The sequence below is a fragment of the Longitalea arenae genome, assembly GCF_016924755.1.
Lineage (GTDB): Bacteria > Bacteroidota > Bacteroidia > Chitinophagales > Chitinophagaceae > Niastella > Niastella arenae.
On record NZ_JAFFJX010000021.1, the window covers coordinates 26671 to 49210 of the forward strand.

Annotated in this window: 20 protein-coding genes; 15 read left to right on the plus strand and 5 right to left on the minus strand. The window is 44.2% G+C overall.

Annotated elements, in window-relative coordinates; genetic code table 11:
- Position 1: 1 nt before the first annotated feature.
- Positions 2 to 580 carry a dihydrofolate reductase family protein gene (locus tag JT717_RS25495; protein ID WP_205513975.1) on the minus strand — a complete coding sequence of 193 codons (579 nt, stop codon included), beginning with the start codon at positions 578 to 580 and terminating at the stop codon, positions 2 to 4.
- Positions 581 to 736: 156 nt separating this feature from the next.
- Between JT717_RS25495 and JT717_RS25500 the strand changes: the two genes are divergently transcribed.
- From JT717_RS25500 to JT717_RS25510, 3 genes are all read left to right on the plus strand, one after another.
- Positions 737 to 1693 carry a YybH family protein gene (locus tag JT717_RS25500; protein ID WP_205513977.1) on the plus strand — a complete coding sequence of 319 codons (957 nt, stop codon included), beginning with the start codon at positions 737 to 739 and terminating at the stop codon, positions 1691 to 1693.
- 84 nt (positions 1694 to 1777) lie between these two features.
- Complete coding sequence (locus tag JT717_RS25505; RefSeq protein WP_205513979.1) at positions 1778 to 2854, plus strand: spore photoproduct lyase family protein; 1077 nt, start codon at positions 1778 to 1780, stop codon at positions 2852 to 2854.
- A 348-nt stretch (positions 2855 to 3202) separates the two neighbouring features.
- Positions 3203 to 4456, plus strand: coding sequence for a T9SS type A sorting domain-containing protein (locus JT717_RS25510; RefSeq protein WP_205513981.1), 1254 nt, complete (start codon positions 3203 to 3205; stop codon positions 4454 to 4456).
- Positions 4457 to 4805: 349 nt separating this feature from the next.
- On the opposite strand, the gene JT717_RS25515 is transcribed toward JT717_RS25510, so the two are convergent.
- Both JT717_RS25515 and JT717_RS25520 read right to left on the minus strand, forming a co-directional pair.
- Complete coding sequence (locus JT717_RS25515; protein WP_205513983.1) at positions 4806 to 5249, minus strand: VOC family protein; 444 nt, start codon at positions 5247 to 5249, stop codon at positions 4806 to 4808.
- A 138-nt stretch (positions 5250 to 5387) separates the two neighbouring features.
- Positions 5388 to 6122 carry a helix-turn-helix transcriptional regulator gene (locus JT717_RS25520; protein WP_205513986.1) on the minus strand — a complete coding sequence of 245 codons (735 nt, stop codon included), beginning with the start codon at positions 6120 to 6122 and terminating at the stop codon, positions 5388 to 5390.
- 224 nt (positions 6123 to 6346) lie between these two features.
- Here JT717_RS25520 and JT717_RS25525 point away from each other — a divergent pair, with 224 nt between their 5' ends.
- From JT717_RS25525 to JT717_RS25555, 7 genes are all read left to right on the plus strand, one after another.
- Positions 6347 to 7468 carry an alpha/beta fold hydrolase gene (locus tag JT717_RS25525; protein WP_205513987.1) on the plus strand — a complete coding sequence of 374 codons (1122 nt, stop codon included), beginning with the start codon at positions 6347 to 6349 and terminating at the stop codon, positions 7466 to 7468.
- A 171-nt stretch (positions 7469 to 7639) separates the two neighbouring features.
- Positions 7640 to 9601, plus strand: coding sequence for a PAS domain S-box protein (locus JT717_RS25530; protein WP_205513989.1), 1962 nt, complete (start codon positions 7640 to 7642; stop codon positions 9599 to 9601).
- Between the two features lie 58 nt (positions 9602 to 9659).
- A complete protein-coding gene (locus JT717_RS25535) occupies positions 9660 to 10310 on the plus strand; it encodes an MEDS domain-containing protein (protein WP_205513991.1) in 651 nt (216 codons plus the stop codon).
- A gap of 102 nt (positions 10311 to 10412) precedes the next feature.
- Entirely contained in the window at positions 10413 to 10796 is a 384-nt protein-coding gene (locus JT717_RS25540; RefSeq protein WP_205513993.1) for a hypothetical protein, read from the plus strand.
- Between the two features lie 191 nt (positions 10797 to 10987).
- On the plus strand, positions 10988 to 13348 hold the full coding sequence (locus JT717_RS25545) for a TonB-dependent receptor domain-containing protein (RefSeq protein ID WP_205513995.1): 2361 nt from the start codon (positions 10988 to 10990) through the stop codon (positions 13346 to 13348).
- Positions 13349 to 13376: 28 nt separating this feature from the next.
- Positions 13377 to 14792 (plus strand): DUF3526 domain-containing protein, encoded by a 1416-nt coding sequence (locus JT717_RS25550; RefSeq protein ID WP_205513997.1) that lies wholly within the window; start codon positions 13377 to 13379, stop codon positions 14790 to 14792.
- 9 nt (positions 14793 to 14801) lie between these two features.
- Positions 14802 to 16238 (plus strand): DUF3526 domain-containing protein, encoded by a 1437-nt coding sequence (locus tag JT717_RS25555; protein ID WP_205513998.1) that lies wholly within the window; start codon positions 14802 to 14804, stop codon positions 16236 to 16238.
- 431 nt (positions 16239 to 16669) lie between these two features.
- Here the strand turns inward: JT717_RS25555 and JT717_RS25560 are convergent, their stop codons facing one another.
- A complete protein-coding gene (locus tag JT717_RS25560) occupies positions 16670 to 17278 on the minus strand; it encodes a class I SAM-dependent methyltransferase (protein ID WP_205514000.1) in 609 nt (202 codons plus the stop codon).
- 144 nt (positions 17279 to 17422) lie between these two features.
- On the opposite strand from JT717_RS25560, the gene JT717_RS25565 reads away from it, so the two are divergent.
- Together JT717_RS25565 and JT717_RS25570 are read left to right on the plus strand one after the other, a co-directional pair.
- Entirely contained in the window at positions 17423 to 17989 is a 567-nt protein-coding gene (locus JT717_RS25565) for a Crp/Fnr family transcriptional regulator (protein WP_205514001.1), read from the plus strand.
- A gap of 76 nt (positions 17990 to 18065) precedes the next feature.
- Entirely contained in the window at positions 18066 to 18803 is a 738-nt protein-coding gene (locus tag JT717_RS25570; protein ID WP_205514003.1) for an SDR family NAD(P)-dependent oxidoreductase, read from the plus strand.
- A gap of 148 nt (positions 18804 to 18951) precedes the next feature.
- On the opposite strand, the gene JT717_RS25575 is transcribed toward JT717_RS25570, so the two are convergent.
- On the minus strand, positions 18952 to 19245 hold the full coding sequence (locus JT717_RS25575) for a hypothetical protein (RefSeq protein ID WP_205514005.1): 294 nt from the start codon (positions 19243 to 19245) through the stop codon (positions 18952 to 18954).
- A gap of 202 nt (positions 19246 to 19447) precedes the next feature.
- Between JT717_RS25575 and JT717_RS25580 the strand changes: the two genes are divergently transcribed.
- The 3 genes from JT717_RS25580 to JT717_RS25590 all read left to right on the plus strand — a co-directional run bounded on the left by JT717_RS25580 (position 19448) and on the right by JT717_RS25590 (position 22512).
- Positions 19448 to 19774, plus strand: a complete 327-nt coding sequence (locus JT717_RS25580; RefSeq protein ID WP_205514007.1) for an ArsR/SmtB family transcription factor — start codon at positions 19448 to 19450, stop codon at positions 19772 to 19774.
- Entirely contained in the window at positions 19771 to 20274 is a 504-nt protein-coding gene (locus JT717_RS25585; protein WP_205514008.1) for an SRPBCC family protein, read from the plus strand. The genes JT717_RS25580 and JT717_RS25585 overlap by 4 nt, the downstream gene beginning before the upstream one ends.
- Before the next feature lie 726 nt (positions 20275 to 21000).
- Positions 21001 to 22512 carry a family 43 glycosylhydrolase gene (locus JT717_RS25590; protein WP_205514009.1) on the plus strand — a complete coding sequence of 504 codons (1512 nt, stop codon included), beginning with the start codon at positions 21001 to 21003 and terminating at the stop codon, positions 22510 to 22512.
- The last annotated feature ends 28 nt before the right edge of the window (positions 22513 to 22540 follow it).

Here is a 22540-nt window from a genome sequence, read left to right on the forward strand (position 1 = left end):
CTTATACGCCGTAAATGTGTACGGTGGTTCCACCCGGAAAAACCTTCACATCTTGCAGCTTAAGATAGAGCGGTTTTGCAAGCCCATCGAAGATCGGCAGTCCGGCCCCCAATGCCAGCGGATGGGTCACCAAACGGAATTCGTCTACAAGCCCCGTTGCTATGAGGTTCCGCATGAACCCGGCGCCGCCAATGGCTGCGATCGGTTTACCCGGCTCGGCTTTAAGCTCCCTAATCTGCCGGGCCAAATCACCGTCAAAGATCCGCGCCTGCGCCCAGGAAGCGGCAGCAGCTGACTGATCCTGCCCGAAAGACACGCCTTTAAATCCTTTTTTGGTAAAGACCCCTTTCGGTATTTGGTTCATAGAAGGAGCAAAAGGATCGGTGGAAGTGGGCCAGTATGGCGCCATAAGCTCAAACGACTTCCTGCCCATGATGATCAGTCCCGCGTCCCAGCTTTGCTCCACGGCCCATGCTTTGGATTTCTCATCGCTGGTCTTGAAGAGCCAGTCTTTCTCGCCATTAGGGCCGGCGACAAAACCGTCGACCGACATCGACATTTTCATTATCAGCTTTCGCATAAGTAGAATAGAGTTGTTTCCCTAAAACTAAGCTGCCCTTCGGGAAGCCGCAGGGGGGTAAAATGACTATCTGAGGGGGCGATTGTGACATGTAACCATTTTCCTCCGGATAAACCACTGCTATCATTTAAATTTGGAACACATAAACTTGATTCTATGAAACTAAGCTTGCCAGGCCTCCTGGTCTTTATCGTTTCGTTTTCGTCGTTGCAGCCTGCTGCACAAAATAAACGTCCGGTGTCACCAGCCATGACAAGATCCGGCTCGGATCTGGACGCAGTTAAAACAGAACTGGAAGCGCTTAATAATAAAATAGGAGCCCTGTATCGTAAAGAAGCTGCAGATTCTATTCTCTCCTTATACGCCAACCAGTTTACCTTTTTACCCGAGTATAAACCAGCGATCGTTGAGCGAACCGCCTTACAGGCTTTTTTTAAAGACTGGTTCCAACAGGTTAACAATATCGACTATAAGAAGACAATTTATAAGGTGGAAGCAATTTCCGGTTACATCCTGGAGATCGGCACCTTTCGTTTAAGTTATGCTACAGATCGACATGTACCAGGAAACTATACCGGCAAATACATGATCATGTGGCAGCGGAATGCAGCCTCTCAATTATCACTCTTGTCAGAAGCATTCGGTTCAGACAAAAATATCGGTCCGGCAGATGTTCCTTATGCAAACGTGGTCGTAAAAGAGGACTTTGTTCTGGACAAAAACAGGCTAAGTGCCCAGTTAACCAATGAGATTGAAGCAGCTGATAAACTCGTAGTGCAGGCAGTGGAACAGGGAAATGGACAGCTAAGAGCCGATGGCTTTACCAAAGACGGAATTTACATGCCGCATTTCGGAACCATCCTGGAAGGTAGGGATGTCATTCTGCCCTATATGAAAAAGATCTACGTTCCGGAAGCAAAGCTTTATTCTAAAAACACCTATCGGGAGATCTTCCATACAGGAGACTATGTTTTCCTGCATGGTCATTTTAAAGGCGGATGGGGCGATCCGGTGAATGGAGGAAAGTTTGAGGGCAATATGTCGAACCTAATGAAGAAGAATGAAAAAGGAGAGTGGATGATGCACCGTCAACTGGCAAACAATGATCGATAGGCCCCTTTTCCCAACAAGCTGGCTGGCATACATTATGCAGTTTTAGAACTGTGACTATTGGATCATGTTGCCTAAAATTGCGCTATGCTGTATAGCAAAGACATCGACGATTTGCTTGATATAAAAGAGATCTATCTTGAGCCTGAAGTAAGAGAATACAGGCGAGGACAGGAAATCCTGAACCGCTTTCCCGACGCCAGCCTCATTGAAGTTCCGTCGCACTGGAAAATTCCAGAATTACATGGATTTCAGGGTTCAGTAGAACACTGGTTAAAAATAAAAAGGAATATACTCATCCTGGGCATTAAAAAATCACTGACCTGCCGCCCGAATACCCGCAGTTCAAATTTCGTATCACCGAGCGAATCCAATGGCTGCACCATGTCTTGCGCCTATTGTTATGTGCCCCGCCGGAAAGGATATGCGAACCCGATCACCTTGTTCGTGAACATTGAACAAATTATGGGTTATCTCGAACGTCATGCAAAAAGGCAGGGGCCCAAAACAGTCCCCGATCATATCGATCCGGAATATTGGGTATATGAGATCGGAGAAAACGGTGATTGTTCAGCAGATGCCGCCATATGCGACAACGTAAAAGACCTGATGGATCTGTTCAAAAGAATTCCCAACGGTAAGCTCACCTTTGCCACCAAATTTATCAACCGCCACATGTTGCATTACGATCCGCAGGGTAAAACACGCATTCGTTTCAGTTTGATGCCGCATGGATTAAGCAAATTGGTGGATGTTCGTACTACCCCGATTAAGGCACGCATTGAAGCTATTAACGATTTTACGGCTGCCGGTTATGAAGTAAATCTCAATTTTTCTCCGGTCATTTATTACGAAGGCTGGGAGCAGGAATGGGCTGATCTCTTTACTGAACTGAATGATGTTATGGACGAGCGTACCAAACAACAATTAACCTGTGAGATCATTTTCCTCACACACAATGAACAATTGCACAACGTGAATATGGGATGGCATCCGAAAGCAGAAGAGCTGTTATGGCAGCCAGCCATGCAGGAAGTAAAGTACAGCGAAACGGGCGGACGTAATGTAAGGTACAAACGAGGTATTAAAGGTTCACTGGTAAAACAACTCGAGGACCTGGTGCATGAAAAATTGCCTTATTGCAAGATCCGCTATGCTTTCTGACGCCTATGGCAGGTATGAATTATTAAACCGATTGAATAAACATTGATTTTAGACAAGAATTGACCTGGATTAGCACTTTTTGAGCTGCGCTCAGATTAACCTTGTAATTTTGTTTCAGCGAAGTAAAAATATTTAATTTTGTAAGGAACTTATTGCATTCAGTGTGATTATGATGGGCGAAGCCTTAGGATCGGCTAAGTCACATTCTTTTCTTAAACCAGCGATTTATAATTCCTCGCTTTCCTTCCCAATCAGGTTTATTTTTCTTAGACTGACCTCTGTCATAAAAAGAGCTCCCTTGGGTGATTTTTATGCACCCCATTTTAAAACTGCAAAATCTAAAAGCTTATGTGCAAAATGCTGAAATATGTGTTGCTGTTTGCTGTCTTGCCGGTTTATGTTACCGGTCAGTCAGATCAAATGACCTATGCCATCACATCGGCCGACAAGGGAAGTAACGATTGGATCGCCTTACGTACCCTGAATATGAAGACGGGGAAATTAAGCCAGATGCTGTTGAATATGAATGACAAGGGACTGCTGCAATACGATATAGCTTCTCAGAAGCTAACTGATAAGGTTATCCGGCCTGTTTTGGCCCTGCCTGTAGTGGCGAACAATACAGCGGTGCCCAAAGTGAATACCGGGGTTGCAGCGATAGCATATGACCAAAGAACAAACCGGCTCTTTTATGTTGCCATGAGCGATGACATACTGAGGTATATCGATCTTTCCACCATGAACGTATATGCCGATCCGGATTTGTCTTTCAGCAAGGCAGGCAAGTACACATTTAGGAGCTACAATCCGGTGAGCAGGCTGGTAATAACACCGGATGGTTATGGTTATACCATTACGACGGACGGCAATCGCCTGATCTGCTTTACCACCAATAACAAGCCTTCATTTACCGATATGGGCGAGTTGAAAGATGATCCCGCCAACAAGGAAATGTCAATACTCAATACCTGCGGCAACCTGGGCGGCGATATGGTTGCCGATGATGCAGGAAACCTTTATCTCATTACTGCCAGCAACCGCGTATATAAGATCGAGATCAAAACCAGGCTGGCAACTTACCTGGCAACAATTTCAAAATTACCGGCTACATTTACGACCAATGGAGCTGCCATCAACGAAAATGGGAACCTTGTTGTGAGCAGTTCGATATACACAGAAGGGTCCTTCATTGTTGATCATAAAAACTGGCAGGCATCGCCTGCACCCGCGATACAGCACTTGTATGGCATCGCCGACCTGGCAAGCGGTAATGTGTTGCCCGTAAAAAAGACCAGTCCTTCGGTTTTAGTATTGGGCAAGCCACTTTTAAAGAAAGGTAATATCAAAGTTTATCCGAATCCTGTGTTGTTCGATGAAGTGAATATTCAATTCAATGATCTGCCCATGGGTAAATACTTAATTGAACTGGCAGATCCATTGGGAAGAAAAGTCATTCAACAGAAGGTAAAACTCATCAGGCAAGGGCAAACTGCCCTCTTACAGATCCCCACCATTACAGCACAAGCTTTCTATTACATACGAATTTTGAATGAAAAGAATGCGCTGGTAAGTACGCACAAGCTCGCGGTAGAAAGATGGTAGTTCTTTGAGCTTTTTGATGCACAATTAATATACAATTCTGACGAATCTCATGGGCCCTCCCCAAAAGGATCGCGAAATGCGATCCTTTTTTTATTGCCCGTTGGGAATGGTTAATTATTTATTGGTAATGCATCCGCGTCCATGAACGAGATAAAATATTTAATTCCATTTTACCCAAACAGTTGATGAGCATATAAATAAGTTGCAAAAATGCTGCAACAGATGCAAATGCATCAGCTGGTAACAAGCCTGATAAAACAAACGGGTGATTATGGCAACCCAAGCATTACGTCCCGGCAACTGTTATTACTGTTGCTTACGCCGGGTAGAATGAGCAGCTCCATTCGATCTATAAATGATCAATGGGGTTATGCGTGATCACATTGCCCTTTTCATCCAATGGAATAAATGTATTCCAGGATACTTCCCAGATATTATCTTCCATATCGGCCATCAAAAAACAATAGCCGCCAAACGGTGGCGCCATCGGTTCCTTTAAGATCTTTACGCCTTTACGCTTAAACAGCGTATATAACTCTTCCACTTTTTGTTTTGAATCTACCATATACGCTAATACAAAGCCCCGAAATCCGCTGCCTTCAGCCGGCACGTTCGCAAATGCCGCCAGTTCCTTTCGACCATACAGGCTTAATAAAAATCCGTTGAGCTTAAAAAAGATAATGTCTTTGTTCTCAGCAACCGGTTCCCACCCGAATTTTTCTACATAAAAACGGCGCATAGCTTGCAGGTCATCGGCGCCCAGGGTAATTACACTCAATCGTTGATCCATCATAGTATGTATTTTTTCAGTTTTTGAATGACTATAGGCACACAGTCCAAAAAGCAGGCAAAAAATAAGGTTGCGGCACAACATTTTTGAGTGCAAGATATTACCGGTTAATCGCTCAAACTTTGGAAAAATGCGACAATCTTATAACTGCGATGGCGCCAGTCCGGTGTATCTTTTAATGTCATTGCTTAAATGGGCATGATCATAATAGCCACTATCGAATGCAATTTCGAGCAGGCTTTTTTGGGAGTGGAATTTTTTGATGTTTTTAAAGGCCAATTCGAAGCGAACGAAATTAATGAACGCTTTAGGGCTTAACCCCGTTTGTTGTTTGAAGTGTCGTTCCAGCTGTCTTTTGCTGATGAAGTGGAGCCTGGCCAGCGCGTCGACAGTGATATGCCCTTTGCAGTTGTTGATGCTGGTTATAACAGGCAATATGCTTTGTTTGGGCGCAGCCATACGGGATAGAAAGAACCGGTCAAATGCCTGTACAAAATGGCCTTTAGTGCTTGTGATTTCAGGAACCAGTTCTTTTTCGAATTCAACGGTGGTATTTGTCAATTCGTGTAAAGAAGCATAATTATAGAAAAATGAAAAAGCGGCCGGTTTGAAACGAACGCCCAGGAGGCTGGTATCAGCCGGTTGCACAATATCCTTAAAACGCGTCATAGTACCAACCAAACCAACAGCTCCATTTTTAAGTATAAAACCGTCCTTCTCAGTACAAAGGTCTTCGCCTGTATTTATGAGAATGTCCACACAACCATCCGGCATGATCCTGTTGACCACCGCTTGCCCCTTTGTGTTGGTGACCTTCCAGTAGGCATCGATATAAGGAGCCAGTGCAGGATCTGGCTTATATTGTTTGTAGCCCATGTATATGATAACTATTTTCCCGGTACCCAGGTTTCCAACTCTTGAACAATATATCCTTCAATTTTTGCGCAATTCTTAGTGCTGGCACTGTTTTCTTAAACCTGGCTACAAATCTGCCTAATTTATTGATCTAAAACAACAATTTGTGATAATTCAGCTGTTAGTGGGGAATCGATCTACGGCATCTGATTTGAAGGTATATAGTTAAATAACCAGGAGGACGTATGCCATTGTTGTTGTTAATGTTTTTTCTTGTTGATATTCTATCTATAGCATATCCGTTTATTGCTTACTACTTATGGAGAGAATGGGATAAATTCAATGATACTGTATCAGACGACTATGCAGAGCGTTGTTTGTATGGAGCGATCGCGGTTGCTCTGTTCATCCTGCTTGGCAGGTTTATTGTCAAGTTATTGATTAGCAAAAGACGGTCCGGAGAAGAAGAACCCCGCCTTTTCCATTCTTCAAAGCGCGATACCATCAAACGTCCGGATGGCAGCCGTATTAACGTTGAATATTTTGGCAAAGAAGACGGGCCGCCGATCATTTTTGTTCATGGTTGGAACGCAAATACGAATAATTGGTATTATCAGCGAAAATTTTTTGAAAGCGGCTACCGTCTTATTATGATGGATCTGCCAGGCCTTGGCAAGTCGACCCGGCCTGGCAACCGTGATTTTTCACTGGAAAAAATGGCTGCCGACCTGGAAGCTGTGATCGAACACACCAATGCGCGCAATGCAGTTTTATGGGGACACAGCATGGGTGGGATGACGATCCTCTCCCTGTTTGCCAATCACCGGTATTCAAACAGGATTGCAATAAAAGCACTCATTCTGGAACATACTACGTATACAAACCCCGTTCGCACAATGATGTTCAGTAAGTTAATGACGGCCATCGAAAAACCGGTACTAAGGCCGCTTTGCTGGTTAATTATCGCCTTATCGCCGCTTGTCTGGATATCCCGGTGGATGAGCTATATGAACGGCCATTCACACATTGTGACGAGGTTATTGACATTCGCTGGAACACAAACGCAAAAGCAACTTGATTTTAGCACCTTGCTTTCAACTATGGCTCCCCCGGCTGTTATGGCGAGGGGCGTACTTGCCATGTTCAAATACGATGTCACCAGCCAACTCCCACAGATTACTATACCTGCACTTGTTATTGCCGCCAATAAAGATCGGCTGACCAAACCAATAGCGAGCGAATTTATGTATACACATATGCCGTCAGCAAAGCTTACGACTGTATCTCCTGGTAATCACCAATCTTTGCTGGAGCGCCACAAAGAGGTGAATGAAGCAGCCAAGAATTTTATCGAAACGTTATCCTGAGGTTTATAGGTCGGGCTGGCAGTTATCTAAGAAATGTCGTATTAGTCATATTGGTCTAAAGTTATTGAATATGGGGTATGATCCCCAGTATGCGTAGTGGCATAATTCTTTCAGTATTTGTCGGTTATTTAAAAAGCACCATTACGATCACATAATAAATAGCAGCGATACATGTCCAAGCAGGCAGATGTAAGTTTGCGTCCGCGAAAAGGTGTTCAGAACGAATTTGCAGACTTGATAGTTCTTGTTAATTCAATTCCCGCCTTGGTTGCATATATAGATTGCAACATGATACTACAATTTTGCAATCAGCCATTTAAAGCCTGGTTCAATAAGACCGGGGAATTAGCTGGCCAAAGATTTACACTGATCGTCGGTCGTGAGATCTTCGACCAGGTGCAACGCCATATGGGCAAAGTACTGGTAGGGGAGACGGCTTACTGTCAAATCTCTGTTACCGGTCACAGCAGTCTCCAGTACCTGGAGCTTACCCTCTCGCCCCATTTTGATGAACGAAGGGAAGTAAAAGGTTTCATATTTCATGGCTCGGATATTACAGAGAAAAACAGGACTGAACGGGCCCTGAAAGATTATTTTGAAAATGCCTCCATCTGCCTGCATTGGGTGAATGCCGACGGTATCATTGTTTGGGCCAACCAGGCAGAACTTAATCTGTTAGGCTATACAGAAGAAGAATACATTGGACGTCACATTTCTGAATTCCATGCCAATAAAAATGCCATTGAAGATATCATGTGGCGCCTCACCAATAAGCAACGGATCGAGAACTATGATGCAGAACTTGTTTGCAAAGATGACTCCATAAGACATGTCTCTATAAATTCATCAGCTTTATGGGAGGGCGAAAAATTTGTTCATACAAGATGCTTTACCATTGATATAACTGAGCAGAAACTTGCGGCGAAAGTTATTAAAGAGCGCGAAGAACGCTTCCGGCAAATGGCAAATCTTGTTCCTGTGGTTATCTGGACTACCGATGATAAGGGCCATTGCAACTTTCTGAGTGCAAAATGGCAGCAATTGACCGGCAAGCCGGTAGAGGAAGGCCTTGCAACCCTGTGGTTCAAACTTATTCATCCCGATGACCGAGAAAATGTCATCACTTCCTGGACGAGTTGTTTTGATACCCGCAAACCATTTGAGGGAAAATTCAGGCTTTTGAGCGCATCCGGAAATTACATTATTGCCTACACGAACGCAATTCCCATATATGATACGCAAAAAGAACTTACAGGTTATATAGGGATTTTTCAGGATATCTCCGCCGAGGAGCAAATAAAATATTCACTCGAGAAAATTGTATTGGATCGAACGGAAGACCTGAGGAAAAGAAATGCAGCACTCAGGCAGGCCGAAATAATCCTGAAGCAGAAGAACGAGGAATTGGAGAAGATCAACAACCAGCTGTCTTCTTTTGCCCATATTGCCAGTCACGACCTGCAGGAACCGTTGCGAAAAATTCAGGTGAACTTCGACAGGCTTTTTCACATTGAAGGCGATCACTTTTCAGACAAAAGCCGCGAAATATACCGCCGTATTACTGATTCTACCAGCCATATGAAAAGCCTGATCCAGGATCTGCTGGCTTTTGCCCAGAGCAATGATTATGAAGGGAAGCTGGAAAAAGTTGACTTGAATATAATTCTGAAAGACACCATAAATGCCCTGGAGGCAAAGATCATCGAAAAAAATGCCAGGATAGAGGTTGGAAAATTACCTGCATTGAAAATTATCCCGTTCCAGTTCCATCAATTATTTTTGAATTTATTGAGTAATGCATTAAAATTCGCCAGGTCTGATGAATATCCATTTATTAGGGTTCAAAGTGAATTGCTGGAAGGGTGTAATCTGCCGAATCGCCTGGCTGAAGCCAATAAGGCCTGTCATCACATCAGCGTTTCAGACAATGGGATCGGGTTCTCTCCTGAACAGTCTGAAAAAATATTTGAGATGTTTTATCGATTGCATGACCGTACGAAATTTGAAGGTACGGGCCTCGGCCTTGCGATCTGCAAAAAAATAGTAGAGAACCACGAAGGAATGATAGCAGCAGAAGCTGTGCAAAATGGAGGAGCCATTTTTCATATTTACCTGCCAGCCGAAAAAAATTAAAGCTATTCCACAGCTGAACAAAACAATTCTGTATTAATTATCCGTAAAAGTTAAGCTAATGTATTCGTTGAAAGTCAATCACGATGGGTGGGCTACAAGTTCGAGTGATGTTTTTTGGGGCGAGATCGCACCATGCGAGCATGTTGTTCAGATCTATGAAAATGATGAAAGTTTTCTCGACCTTCTCACTGGGTTTGTCAATGGCGGCATCAATGCCGGGGAATGTGCCGTGGTTATTGCGACAGCTGCGCATTTGACAGCTTTGCATGAGCGGCTCACTGCTTTGGGTTACTCGGTTGGTTCTTTAATTTCCAATACTCAATACATTCCGCTCGATGCAGAAGAAACTTTATCCAAATTCATGGTCAATGATTGGCCAGACGAAATTCTTTTCCATAAGGTCATAAGCGAAGTCATACTGAAGGCAAAAGGAAACAACCGCAAGGTTCGCGCTTTTGGCGAGATGGTCGCCATTTTATGGGCCAAAGGGCAGGTAGGTGCCACAGTAAGGCTTGAACATCTTTGGAACAAGTTCTGTGAAAATGAGGCATTTTGCTTGTTTTGTGCATACCCCGAAAGCGGTTTCACCCAGGATGTTGCGGAATCGGTCATGCATATTTGTGGCGCTCATTCAAAAATGATCAAGGGCGTGGAGAAAGGAAAGACAGATATTTTTTACAAAATAGTTGAACGAAAACGAGCAAATTAGCCGTGATAATACAGTCACGCGCCATAGTACAGTAAAATTCAATTTGCAAGGTCTTAAAGCTATTCAAGAAGATAAAATGATCCTCTTTTAAATTTTGGGCGTTTGCAATCACTGGTTTACATTTGCAACAACGTTGTAAACACAGAATTGACGCTTTTTGCAAAATATCGCTATGGAGTTACTTTGTTTCTCCTGCTCCTGTACGGTTTTATTGCCGTACCTGTTCAGTTCTGGCATTACCATCCCGATAGGGCAGCACAAAACAAGCGATCGTTCCATTCAACTGTTTCAAAAGATCTTGTTGGCAAGATCCATGACTGCAAGATCTGCTCGCATGCGTATTCCGTTTTTGCGCATGATCATGCGGCTATTGAAATTGGCATAGCGGCCAAACCCATCTTTCTGGCTCCCGCACCAGTTTTGGATCTGCTCGAGTTTGCCGGACCGGCTTTTTCCAACAAAGGTCCGCCTCATTACTTCAGCTGATATTTATTCCCATTTTATCTTTTACAAGCGTTCCAGGCAATGCTCTAAGCTTTGCCCTGGCGTTAGTCTGTTATAACATCAGCCGCATAAACAATGCAGGGCATAGCCCGCATATTATGGCAGGAATCTCTGACCCTGTTCCGCAGCCGCTGGTGGCAATCTTTTAATGATAACTATCAATCCATAACTCAGTGAGAAAATCCGTCATTTTTTCCATCGCATTCTTATTTCCTGTTTGGCTTTTTGCACAGAAACAAGGTTATGTAAACGGCCGTATCATTGATACCAGTAAAGAAGCAGCCGCTTTTGTTTCGGTGCGGCTTTTAGAGATCAATAAAGGCACCCAAACCAACGACAATGGCTATTTCGACTTTTTCAAAGTGCCCCCCGGTAAATATACCCTGGAGGTAAGCGGTATAGGCTTTGAAGCGCAGAAACAAAACATTGAAGTAACGGAGGGAAAAAGAACCGTGCTGTCGCTGCAGTTGAATAGGCAAAACAATACGCTGCAGGAAGTAACCATTTCTTCCCGTACCATGAAAAGGTACAACTCCACTACAACGGATGAGTCGAAGCTGCCAGCCGGCCTCATCGATCTGCCGCTCACCATTCGCGTAATAGACCGCGGTTTGATCGACGAACGGCAAGCAACTGAGTTCAGACAGGTAGTGAAAAACATGACCGGCGTTACATTAACCACCGCCAATGGCGATTTTATGATGCGCGGTTTTCAGAACACAGGAGGTAATAACGCCGGCAGCGCCCAGTTGATCAATGGAATGAAGAATTTCTACACTGGTTATACAAACGACCTGAACCTCGTGAATGTAGAACGGATCGAGGTGTTAAAAGGGCCAACCTCTATATTATATGGCGCTAACTCACCAGGCGGTAATTTCAACGTCATTACCAAAAAGCCGCTGGAGACCAACAGGTTCACTGTCAGTGCAGCCTTTGGCAGCTGGGGGCGGTACCGGGCAGAAGCGGATTTGACGGGCAAGCTCAGTAAAGACAAAAAATTCCTTTACCGCTTCAGCACCTCTTACCAGAACAATCCTGACTACCGTGATTTTATCTACAACAGGAATTTTGCAGTGGCCCCTACCGTTCGTTACAGACCCTCGGAGAAAACGACTATCGACATTGAATTTGCATATAATCAAATAAATCGCAGCGTTTGGTTCGACTGGGGTGTGCCCACCTGGAATAACGACGTACTGGCCGTTCCCATTACATATACTTCCCACGAGCCTACAGATAACGTGCAAATAAAGAATACCATGCTGTCGTTCCAGTTGCAGCACCGTTTTGCTCCAGCGCTTACTTTTCATAGCGGATTCAATGGCAGCGGACATAACCTGGAAGGACGAACGCACAGCCCGTCTTTCTTCAACCCGGTGCCCAAAGCAGATAGTACTGTGAGCAGGGTTTACCGGGAAATGATCGCCAACAATACCGCTTCGTTTTTCACGAATTACCTCGTTTGGGAACCGGTGCTGCGCAATATCCGTTTTCGTATTACAGGAGGAATAGATTATTATAAGAACAAATATTACTCCGATATCAAACAGGCTGGCGCATTCGATGGTGTTCGCGCTATCAACATATTCAGGCCGCAATATCAGCAGGCGTCTGAGAAATCCTACACTTTCTCTCAGCGGTTAAGTGAAATGACCTTTACCGAATTTTGGGGCGCTTACCTCATGGGCTTTATTGATTTCAACGATAAATTAAAAGTGATGGTAAGCGGCCGGTACGACGAATACAGGTTCAGTTACCTGATGGCCGGCACCTCCAACGACACCAAACCCTTTCTGCCCAATTTTGGAATATCCTGGCAGCCCGTTAAAGGAATAAGCATATACGGCAGTTACACAAAAGGCTTCATGCCGCAAACCAACCAGTCGATCGAATTCGGTGGTCCGTTCGACCCCCAGTACAGTGAGCAATTCGAAGGTGGTGTTAAAAAAGAATTTTTCAACGGGCGTTATAGCATTACGGCTGCATATTATGAGATCGAAAGAAAGAACGTGCTGGTGCCGGTAGATCCGGTCAATGACCCATGGGGAAAACAGGAAGCTACCGGCAGCGCCAAAAGTAAAGGTGTTGAAATCGACATCGCCGGCAATCTGCTGCCCAACCTCAATATCAATGCCGGCTATACGTACAATGATAGCCGCATTACGCGCAGCGCCTTCGATATTGAAATAAACCGGCAAGCTACCAACGCGCCATATAATGCTGCACATGTATGGGCGCGGTACAATTTTACAAAGGGTGCTCTCAAAGATGTTGGGATCGCTGTGGGCAGTAATTATGTTGGCTTCCGTACAACAGACGGCTCGCTGGATTACCCGGTGCCGGTTCTTCAAAAACTGCCCGCATATCAAACGGTTGATCTGGGTTTATTCTACCGGTACCAAAACCTGCAACTCAGCGCCAATCTGGATAATGTATTCGATGAACAATACATCTATGGAGCTTTTAACGCATTCTATATGCAACGCGGCCTGCCGAGAAATCTACTATTCAGGGCCCAATTTAATTTTTAAATAGGGGACGTTCACATTAAATAAAACCATGAAAACAATCCTGCAATACGAGTGGCTGCAAATCAAACGCAACAGGGTATCCATGCTATTGCTTGCAATAACAGCTTTGTTGCTGATGGTATCGCTCGTTACAAGCTGGAACTATTACCAGTGGTACAGTAAGCTGCAACAGGAGGTTGCAGGCAATGCAAGGCATCATTGGGAAACACAGGGTGAAAAGAACAGCCACAGCGCTGCGCATTTTGGCATCTATCTGTTTAAGCCCCTGCCGGCATTGGCGATTTGGGACAGCGGTATCGAAAAACACTACGGTGTAAGCCTGTATATTGAAGCGCATACCCGGAACCAGTTACAACTGAAAGCCATTGAAGACAATCCGCTATTGGCCCGCTGGGGCGAATTGACACCCGCAAGTATGTTGTTGATAGTATTGCCTTTGTTGCTGGTTTGGCTTGCCGGCAATACAGTGGTAAATGACCGTGCAAACGGAACCTTGAAAATGCTGTTGATGCAGGGCCTGCCGGCCAGGAAACTGGTCTGGGGCAAAGCAATGGCGCTTTGGTGCATCAGTGGTATGATCATCGGTATTATTTGGCTTGTTGGGGGTGTATTGGCAAGCGTATTGAGCGAAGAATCTTTTTTCAATGCTTCTTCTTTTTTACTGCTGTTCTTATACCTGCTGTACACCGGCGTATTTATTCATGCGGGAATTATAGTAAGCATGAAAGCAAAGGGCGCCAGAGGGGCTATGGTAAGCGCCTTAAGTATCTGGCTGGTGATGGTATGGCTGGTGCCAAGGTTCTTTGTTCAATGGAGTGAAGCAATGTATCCACCGGTAAATGCAGAAGCTTTCCTGGCAAAGATCAGGGAAGACGTAGCGCAAAACGGGCTAAACAGCCATGGCGCGGCAGGCACAAAAGAAAAGGAGCTGGAAAAACAATGGCTGCAAAAGTATGGGGCAGACAGTGTGCAGCAACTGCCTCTGAACTGGCTCGGCGTAGTATTGCAGGCGGATGAAGAGATCAACAATCCTATTTATGATAAACACTACGATAGCCTGTATCATATTTTCCGGCAGCAAATAGCGATGCACCGGTGGAGCAGCTGGTTTTCTCCGACACTGCCGGCGAAATATGCCAGCATGGCCTTTGCAGGCACCGATCTGTTCAACAGTATCGATTTTTACCAGCAAACGGAATTGTACCGCAAAGACTTTATCAAACGCCTGAACGAAAGACTGAGAGACAATAGCCGTTACGGTGGCCGGGATACCGCTAGCACCGGCTATTGGAAAACGGCACCGGTATTCCGTTATACACCTCCTTCTGACATGTACAAATGGTCCCAGGCCAAAGCCCCATTCGTAACGGTAATGATCTGGGTCTTAATACTGGCAGCAGCTACCCATGTGCTGGCCGGGCGAATTAAAGTAATTGAAAACTGATACTAAGCAATGAGAAACGAGATCATACAATTTGAATGGCGGCACTGGTTATTGAGGCCGGTGACGCTGTTGCTGATATTGGCCTGGGTGCTCGTATTGACTGCCATCTATGGCGTGAGCAACGCTTCAGCAAAGGATAACCGGTTGCGCCAAACGGACTTATTGTCCGCTCAGCAAATGAAGCGCACGGCTCATTTGGCGCAGGTCGACAGTTTTGTTGCCGGGTTGAAAAAACCCGGGGGTATCTGGGATGATCCTACCAACGCCTATTTAATTGGCCTCGACTATGGACGGCAGTATTTCGTGAAACAACCACTTCCGCTGACGGCGTTTTCTTATGGCCATAGCCATATTCACCCCGCCATTGCCACTATCAATACGGCCGCCGACAACTGGTTCATCGCCTTGAAAAAATCTGAAACGCTGGTTAACCCGCATAACAGCATTTTTGGAAATATAGATCCTGCCGGCGCCGTGTTGTTCCTGCTGCCGCTGCTTGTCATTGTGTTGAATTTTAATATTATCAGTGCCGAAAGGGAGGCCGGTCGCCTTCCTATACTGGCAGTGCAGGGCGTATCCATCCGCCAATGGATCTGGTATAAGGCGGGCTTTAGATTTCTTGCATTAACGCTGATAACGATCCTGACGCTTCTTTTAAACCATTGGTCGGGGAGCAGCGCCACGATGGGGGCAGGCGGAATGGCGATGACCGGTTTTGTCGTTGCGGTCGCCTTATACAGCGCTTGCTGGCACGCATTGAGCGCATGGATAAATCTGTATAAAAAGAGTTCTGATTTCAATGCGGGGTTATTGTTTGCCATTTGGATTTCACAGCTGATGGTTATCCCCGGCCTGACAACTGTGATTGGGACAGCCCTTCGACCAACAGAAGGTAAAGTAAAACTGATAGACGAAGTAAGGGAAACTTTAACTGAATTCGACCGGAAGAATTCACAGCTCCTCGACCAGTTCTATACCGACCACCCGCATTTTGCCGCTAAGGATAGCGTGAATGTGATGCCTCTTTTTGTATATAAGTACGTAGTTAAATACATGCATACGCTCGAAAAGCTTACGCCTGTGATGAACCATTATAAAAAAGACGCTCTCGAGCAAGCGCATACGGCGGAATTTACGTCGGTAATAAGTCCGGCAATGATCTTTCAGGAACTGTCAGATGAATTTGCCGGCAACTCGCAAACCCAATTTTTACTGTTTCAGCAGCAGGCAGATTCGATGGTACGAAACTGGAATGACTATATCAACCCCAAAGCGCTCGCTAACCAACAGTTGGGAAGGGAAGAATTAAGCGTTTTGGCAGATAAAATATATGAGCCTAAGGTAGCGGTTGCTAAGATCGGGTGGCTAACAGGCGCATTGTTTGGATGGCTGGGCTTGCTGCTGCTGCTGGTATCCAGGGAGGTGAGAAATTTCACGGTCATTTAAAATCGTTGGCACGCCTGGAATGGCAAAACGATTTAGTTGCGGGCACAGGGAAGCTATGAAGCGGTAGTCGCACCGATAGTCACAGCAATTGGTGTTAAATGATACCGGGCTTGCCTCGACAAGGTACACACAGCGTGCTGGAGGAATTCGTGTTAAAGTGGTGGCGGGTTGTGGCGGAGTGGCCACGGAGTTGCCTAAGAGTTGTCTGGGAGTTGTCTAAGAGTTGTCTGGGACTTGCCTTGCGCACTAGTAGGTCTCCAGAGCTATCTGAGAGCTATCTTAGAGCACTTTCAGTACTGTTGCACACCATGAGCCTACCAGTCTGGTACAATTGAGGTGCCATTGCAGTATGTATCTACTAAAATTACATTACATGGTACGCGGAAATTACCAGTGGCGGCACATCACCACACATCGTCATTCCCGCTGTGCTAACGCTTCTGTACGCACCAGGTAGTCATGCACCGCATATTTTGCACGTTGGTGGTTTTTATGGGCTCGTATAAAATTCCAAACTCGCTGGTATATTTCAACAATGTTTCTTCATTCACTAAAAAACGTTCCGAGCCATCGGGGAGTAGATAACGGTCATTCCCTAGTCGTTTTACAAGGTCCCTTATCCCGATATCCGACGCCAGACGCGCAAAAAAATAACCTCCCGGTTTCAATACCCTGAATATAGATCGCAGCATGGCATCAAAATGCTCTGCGTCCTTTGCAAAGTGTAGTACTGCGCTGCATATAACCAGGTCAAATGCCGCATCGCTATAGGGCAAATTTTCCGCCGGGCAAACTATAAAATTCTCCAGCGGGTTGCCAGGAGCCAGACTGGCCGATAATTCCCTAACCGATTCAACCGCTTGTGGATTGGGATCGATACCGAACACCTCGTACCCATTCCGTAAAAAATAAAAGAGGTTACGCCCATGACCGCATCCTGCATCCAGCATCTTTTTGCAGTTATCATAACGGCCTTTCAGCAATTGGTCAAACAGATAGATGTCGATATTCCCGAACGTTTCCTGAAGTTTGTTCTGCATGTGAGCGTTGAAATGGATTTGAAAGCATCAAAGGTATTTAATTAAGTGTAATGAAGCTTTTCCGGGCTTGTATTGAGGGCCGTGCCAAACCGGCATTTACCAAATGGTAAATCCACCAATATGTATTTTTTATAACTTGGCAGCATGGATCAATTAATAGATTACATTTTACAGTTTGGCAACCTGAACAAGCAGCAAATAGACCTGGTCATAAAAAGCGCAGGTGAAAAAGAATTGCGTAAAGACGAGTACTTTTCAGAAGCCGGGAAAATTCCTAAACAGGTGGGTTTTATTGTGAAAGGCGTAATGCGTGGATGTTATTATAACAGAGAAGGAGAGGAGATCACACGTTGCTTTATTGCCGAAAATAGTTTAGTGGCCGATTATGTAAATTTTGAAGCGAACACGGTCTCTTCAGAATATTTGCAGGCCTGTACCGATTGCAAACTGATCGTATTTTCAAAGCAAGCTTGGGAAGCGCTTTCTCAGATAATTGTGGGCTGGGACAATATCAAAAACAAGATGGTGCAAATATGTATGTTTCAAAAATCGAGGAAAGGCCCGGTAATATCACAGGATGCCACGACCCGGTATTTGGAATTTATGGAAAATTATCCCTCGTTAACCAACCGGGTTCCCTTAGCATATATTGCTTCTTATCTCGGCGTCACTCAACAATCATTAAGCAGGATCAGGAAAAATCTTCGCTAGCCCGGTTTTTACCAAATGGTAAACGGTTTCATTTTTATCCGAAGCAATTTTGCTTTGTTAATTAAAAAAATAAAAAATGAGATCAGTTTTAATTACAGGAGCCAACAGAGGCATTGGCCTGGAGACAGCAAAACAACTTGCCAAAGAAGGATTGTTTGTTTACCTGGGCAGCCGGGATATTGGGAAAGGAAGAGCTATCGCACAGGAATTAACCGGCAATGGCCTTCAACATATAAGAGCCATCGAAATAGACGTTACCCAGCCCGGCACCATTTTGTCTGCAAAAAACAGTATTGAAAACGAACAAGGTCAGCTGGATATACTGATAAACAATGCCGGCATCAGCGGGATCGTGCCACAAAACGCGCTCGAAACAGGCGTTGATCATTACAAAAAAGTATTCGATACGAATTTGTATGGCGTAATACAGGTAACACAGACTTTTATGGATCTGTTACGAAGATCACCGGCCCCAAGAATTGTAAATGTAAGTACCAGCGTAGCCTCACTCACCCTTCAAAGTAATGCTGATTGGCCGGCTTATCATTATGCAAAATATGCCGCTTATGGCGCTTCAAAAGCGGCTATGAATATGTATACGGTTCATCTGGCATATGAAATGCGAGATACGGCTTTCAAAATAAATGCAGTCTGCCCAGGCCTTACCAAGACCGATTTTACGAACTTTATTGGGGGTGAAATAGCTATTGCGGCAAAACGCATTATCAAATATGCCTTAGTAGATCAAGACGGGCCAACAGGCAAATTTTTTAGCGAAGAAACGAACCCTGACAGCGGTGAAATTCCGTGGTAGAGGGTCTCTGGTTTGAGTAGGTGTTCACCGGGTCACATCACGCTTCATATGTTTTGTGTTAGACCGGTTCTAAACATAAAGGCTTATACAACGCAGGTTTTATAAGCCTTTTTTATTTTTACCATCTGTTTTGAAATTTCCGCGACAATTATTTTATGTTTTCAAGACTATCCATTGCCGATTGAATAGCGATCAACCGGGCATGAACGCTCGCAAGTTGTTTTTTTGTGGCCCTTGCGTTATCGTAAACGCCTTTTTCCACATAGCCGCCAATCCTGTCATTTATTCTATTTGCGCTATCCTTTAAAATTTCCTGTTCGATCAAAAGTTTTGTCCTCATTTCATTTCTATTGTATCCGCAGGCAAACAGGAAGAGCAGGCTTAAAAAGGCCGAATACTTCATATAATTGTTATTTAATGTTGGAAAAAAATCAGCATCCACAGGGTTGCAAGATAGCACACGAATGTCAAACTTGAACAACACCCTATTTGGTAACCATTTGGTATTTTCAATTATAGGTCATCGAGAGCCGCACGGTCTAGCTATCAACAAAAGATGATAATGGGGGTTTACCAATAAAAATGTTGCGCAACCAAATAATTGCACTTATATTTGCAACCACATAGTTGCAAATAAGCCGAAGATGGAAACAAGAAGAGATATTTTTCAGGCGATTGCCGACCCTACCAGGCGGGCCATCATCGCCCTGATTGCATTGCAGGCAATGACCCCCAATGAGCTTGCCGAGCATTTTAATACAAGCAGACAGGCCGTATCAAAACATATTAAAATATTGACAGAGTGCGAACTGGTAAAACAGGAACAGCAGGGCAGGGAGATCTATTACTCACTCCAGATTCAAAAAATGAAAGAGATTGATAAATGGTTGGATCAATTCAGAAGGATATGGGAAACCCAATTTAATCAACTTGATAAAGTATTAGCAACACTTAAAAAACAAAAAAAATGACATCTAATTTGCTATTTGATTTTACCGTTGACAAAACAACGAAAAAAGTATTCATAACCAGAGAATTTGATGCCGAACTTTCGCTGGTATGGGATGCTTTTACCAAACCAGAGCTTTTGGACCAGTGGGGGGCACCTAAACCCTGGATTGCCAAAACAAAATATATGAACTTTGAAGTGGGGGGACGTAGGTTTTATGCGATGGTAAGTCCGGAAGGTCATGAGCGTTGGGCAATCCAGGAATACACTTCCATTACGCCAAAGACGAATTTCAAAATGTTCAATGCTTTTGCAGACAAGGATGGAAACCCTGAATTGCCAGGTTCAGATTGGGATTTTAATTTTATCGAACAGGGGGAAAGAACAAAAGTGAGCATTATTATTTATAACGAATCGCTTGCCCGTATGGAAAAAATGATTGAAATGGGCTTCAAAGAAGGATATGCTATGTCAATGCAAAACCTCGAGGATCTGTTGAAAACTTTATCCCAACGGCATTAGCAAACAAACAATAAAAACGGGCAAAAGTAACTGACGAAAACAACGAACGCCTGACCCCAGTTACAATTTCCCGAAGCCCATTAGCGGCAATTCCTGTTTCCGGGAAATCGATTAGGAAGTATTCGATTTCAAAAACATCATTGTCCGGATAAATTCCGGTTATAAATTCTGTACTCCCTTACTCGATAAGGGGGCACAATAGATTCGCCTGTTTTACTGATCTCGGGCGACAATGATGGCCTGGATAAACTGGAGTTGATATAAACATATCAATTATTGGGAGGTGCTGTATGTGCTGATTTTGGAGCAATGCCATTAAAATCTAAATCAATCAAAAACAGTATGCTTATGTGCCTTCATCTTCCAGACTCCCGGAAGAATTTGAAGCTCTAAATTCCTTAAATACCGATTTAAAAAGGCTCAATGTATTCAGCAGTTGCAACATTTCTTGCCATAATCTGCAAGATTTGAGAACCATACTTCAAAGAACATCGGGTAGTTTTACAGCATCCATTAAAAGAAAGATTGCTGTTATGAAAGTACGTTTACTGCCGTTACCCTTCCTGGGGTTTATCCCTAGGTAATATCATCTTGTTCAACATGTTATAATGCATCCAAACATTTGGAATAGAACATTTCACACCCCGATCTGTAACAATTGTGCCCCTGTTTCAATAAGCAGAAAGCTAGTTTTGTGGCAATCGTCAACATAATAAAGAAATTGGAATGAATAAGATCATATTAGCTGTTTGGCTGATCCTGGTAACACTTAATACAAGTGCTCAATATCTAACCAGGGCCAGTGAAAACGTACCTGGTTATTTTATAAATCCCATTTTTGCAGGGGACTATCCCGATCCCAGTATATTGCGCGATGGCAATGATTATTATATGGTGCACTCGTCTTTCGAGTATTATCCCGGCTTGCTGATCTGGCATTCAAAAGACCTGATCAACTGGGAACCGGTAACAAATGCCTTATACAAAAATGTTGGTTCTGTATGGGCGCCGGACCTCGTGAAATATAAAAATAAATACTATATCTATTTCCCCGCCAATAATACAAACTATGTTGTAACAGCCGATTCCATAAACGGCAAATGGAGCGATCCGGTCGATCTCAAAATTGGCAACATAGACCCAGGTCATGTAACAGATGAAAAGGGAAAGCGGTATCTGTTTTTCAGCAATGGGGGATATGTTCCTTTGGCTGAAGACGGGCTTTCTGTTACTGGCGAATATAAGCCTTCATACAGCGGTTGGCCGATACCGCGCGATTGGACGATCGAGTGTTTTTGTATGGAAGGCCCCAAACTGGTAAAGCGCGGCGAATATTATTACCTCACCGTTGCACAGGGCGGAACGGCCGGTCCGGTTACAGGCCACATGGTAATTTCGGCCCGCTCCAAATCGCTGGCCGGTCCATGGGAGAATTCTCCTTATAATCCCATCATCCGAACCACCAATAATAAGGAGCAGTGGTGTTCAAAAGGGCATGGTACTCTTTTCGAAGATGCGAAGGGAAAATGGTGGATGGTTTTTCATGCCTATGAAAAAGGTTTTTATAATATGGGACGTCAGACTTTATTGCAAGCTATTGAATGGACAAAAGACGGCTGGTATAAAGTAGCATCGGGCACAACAGACAGCAAGCCAATCGCAAGACCGCGTTTAAAGGCATCTGCACCTTGGTTTACATTGAATGATGATTTCGAAGGCAGTAAACTAAAGCCTCACTGGAAATTCTTTGGGGAATACGATACAACAAGATTTCAACTGGTTGATAATAGTATTGTGATAAAAGCAAAAGGGAATGGGGTGGGCAATTCCTCACCCTTGCTTTGTATCCCATCGCACCACTCTTATACTGCTGAAGTAGAGCTGTTGATCGAAGGAAAAGCAACCGGCGGATTGGTGCTTTTCTACAATAATAATGCCTTTTCGGGTATACTGGCCGATAAGGAGAATATTTTGGCAAATATTCATAGCTGGCAGTTCGTCACTGAAAAAGATGTAATAAACAATCACGTATATCTTCGCCTGAAAAATATCAACAACACAGTAGATATGTATTACAGTAATGATGGGCTTACATGGAAAAAGGTTGAGAACTCATTGGAGGTTTCGGGCATGCATCATAATGTGCTCAACGGATTTTTAAGTTTGCGAATAGGGTTGTGCGCTATAGGCGATGGCAAAGTAACGTTTAAGCATTTCAAATACAGTTCATTAAAATAAACGGGGCCATCGGCACATGGCAAAAGCA

Coding starts and splice junctions, on each gene's coding strand:
- JT717_RS25535 (WP_205513991.1), top strand. CDS start 9,660: ATGTATTCGTTGAAAGTCAATCACGATGGGTGGGCTACAAGTTCGAGT.
- JT717_RS25585 (WP_205514008.1), top strand. CDS start 19,771: ATGACATCTAATTTGCTATTTGATTTTACCGTTGACAAAACAACGAAA.
- JT717_RS25550 (WP_205513997.1), top strand. CDS start 13,377: ATGAAAACAATCCTGCAATACGAGTGGCTGCAAATCAAACGCAACAGG.
- JT717_RS25495 (WP_205513975.1), bottom strand. CDS start 580: ATGCGAAAGCTGATAATGAAAATGTCGATGTCGGTCGACGGTTTTGTC.
- JT717_RS25505 (WP_205513979.1), top strand. CDS start 1,778: ATGCTGTATAGCAAAGACATCGACGATTTGCTTGATATAAAAGAGATC.
- JT717_RS25555 (WP_205513998.1), top strand. CDS start 14,802: ATGAGAAACGAGATCATACAATTTGAATGGCGGCACTGGTTATTGAGG.
- JT717_RS25560 (WP_205514000.1), bottom strand. CDS start 17,278: ATGCAGAACAAACTTCAGGAAACGTTCGGGAATATCGACATCTATCTG.
- JT717_RS25525 (WP_205513987.1), top strand. CDS start 6,347: ATGCCATTGTTGTTGTTAATGTTTTTTCTTGTTGATATTCTATCTATA.
- JT717_RS25580 (WP_205514007.1), top strand. CDS start 19,448: ATGGAAACAAGAAGAGATATTTTTCAGGCGATTGCCGACCCTACCAGG.
- JT717_RS25565 (WP_205514001.1), top strand. CDS start 17,423: ATGGATCAATTAATAGATTACATTTTACAGTTTGGCAACCTGAACAAG.
- JT717_RS25570 (WP_205514003.1), top strand. CDS start 18,066: ATGAGATCAGTTTTAATTACAGGAGCCAACAGAGGCATTGGCCTGGAG.
- JT717_RS25510 (WP_205513981.1), top strand. CDS start 3,203: ATGTGCAAAATGCTGAAATATGTGTTGCTGTTTGCTGTCTTGCCGGTT.
- JT717_RS25500 (WP_205513977.1), top strand. CDS start 737: ATGAAACTAAGCTTGCCAGGCCTCCTGGTCTTTATCGTTTCGTTTTCG.
- JT717_RS25530 (WP_205513989.1), top strand. CDS start 7,640: ATGTCCAAGCAGGCAGATGTAAGTTTGCGTCCGCGAAAAGGTGTTCAG.
- JT717_RS25520 (WP_205513986.1), bottom strand. CDS start 6,122: ATGGGCTACAAACAATATAAGCCAGATCCTGCACTGGCTCCTTATATC.
- JT717_RS25515 (WP_205513983.1), bottom strand. CDS start 5,249: ATGATGGATCAACGATTGAGTGTAATTACCCTGGGCGCCGATGACCTG.
- JT717_RS25590 (WP_205514009.1), top strand. CDS start 21,001: ATGAATAAGATCATATTAGCTGTTTGGCTGATCCTGGTAACACTTAAT.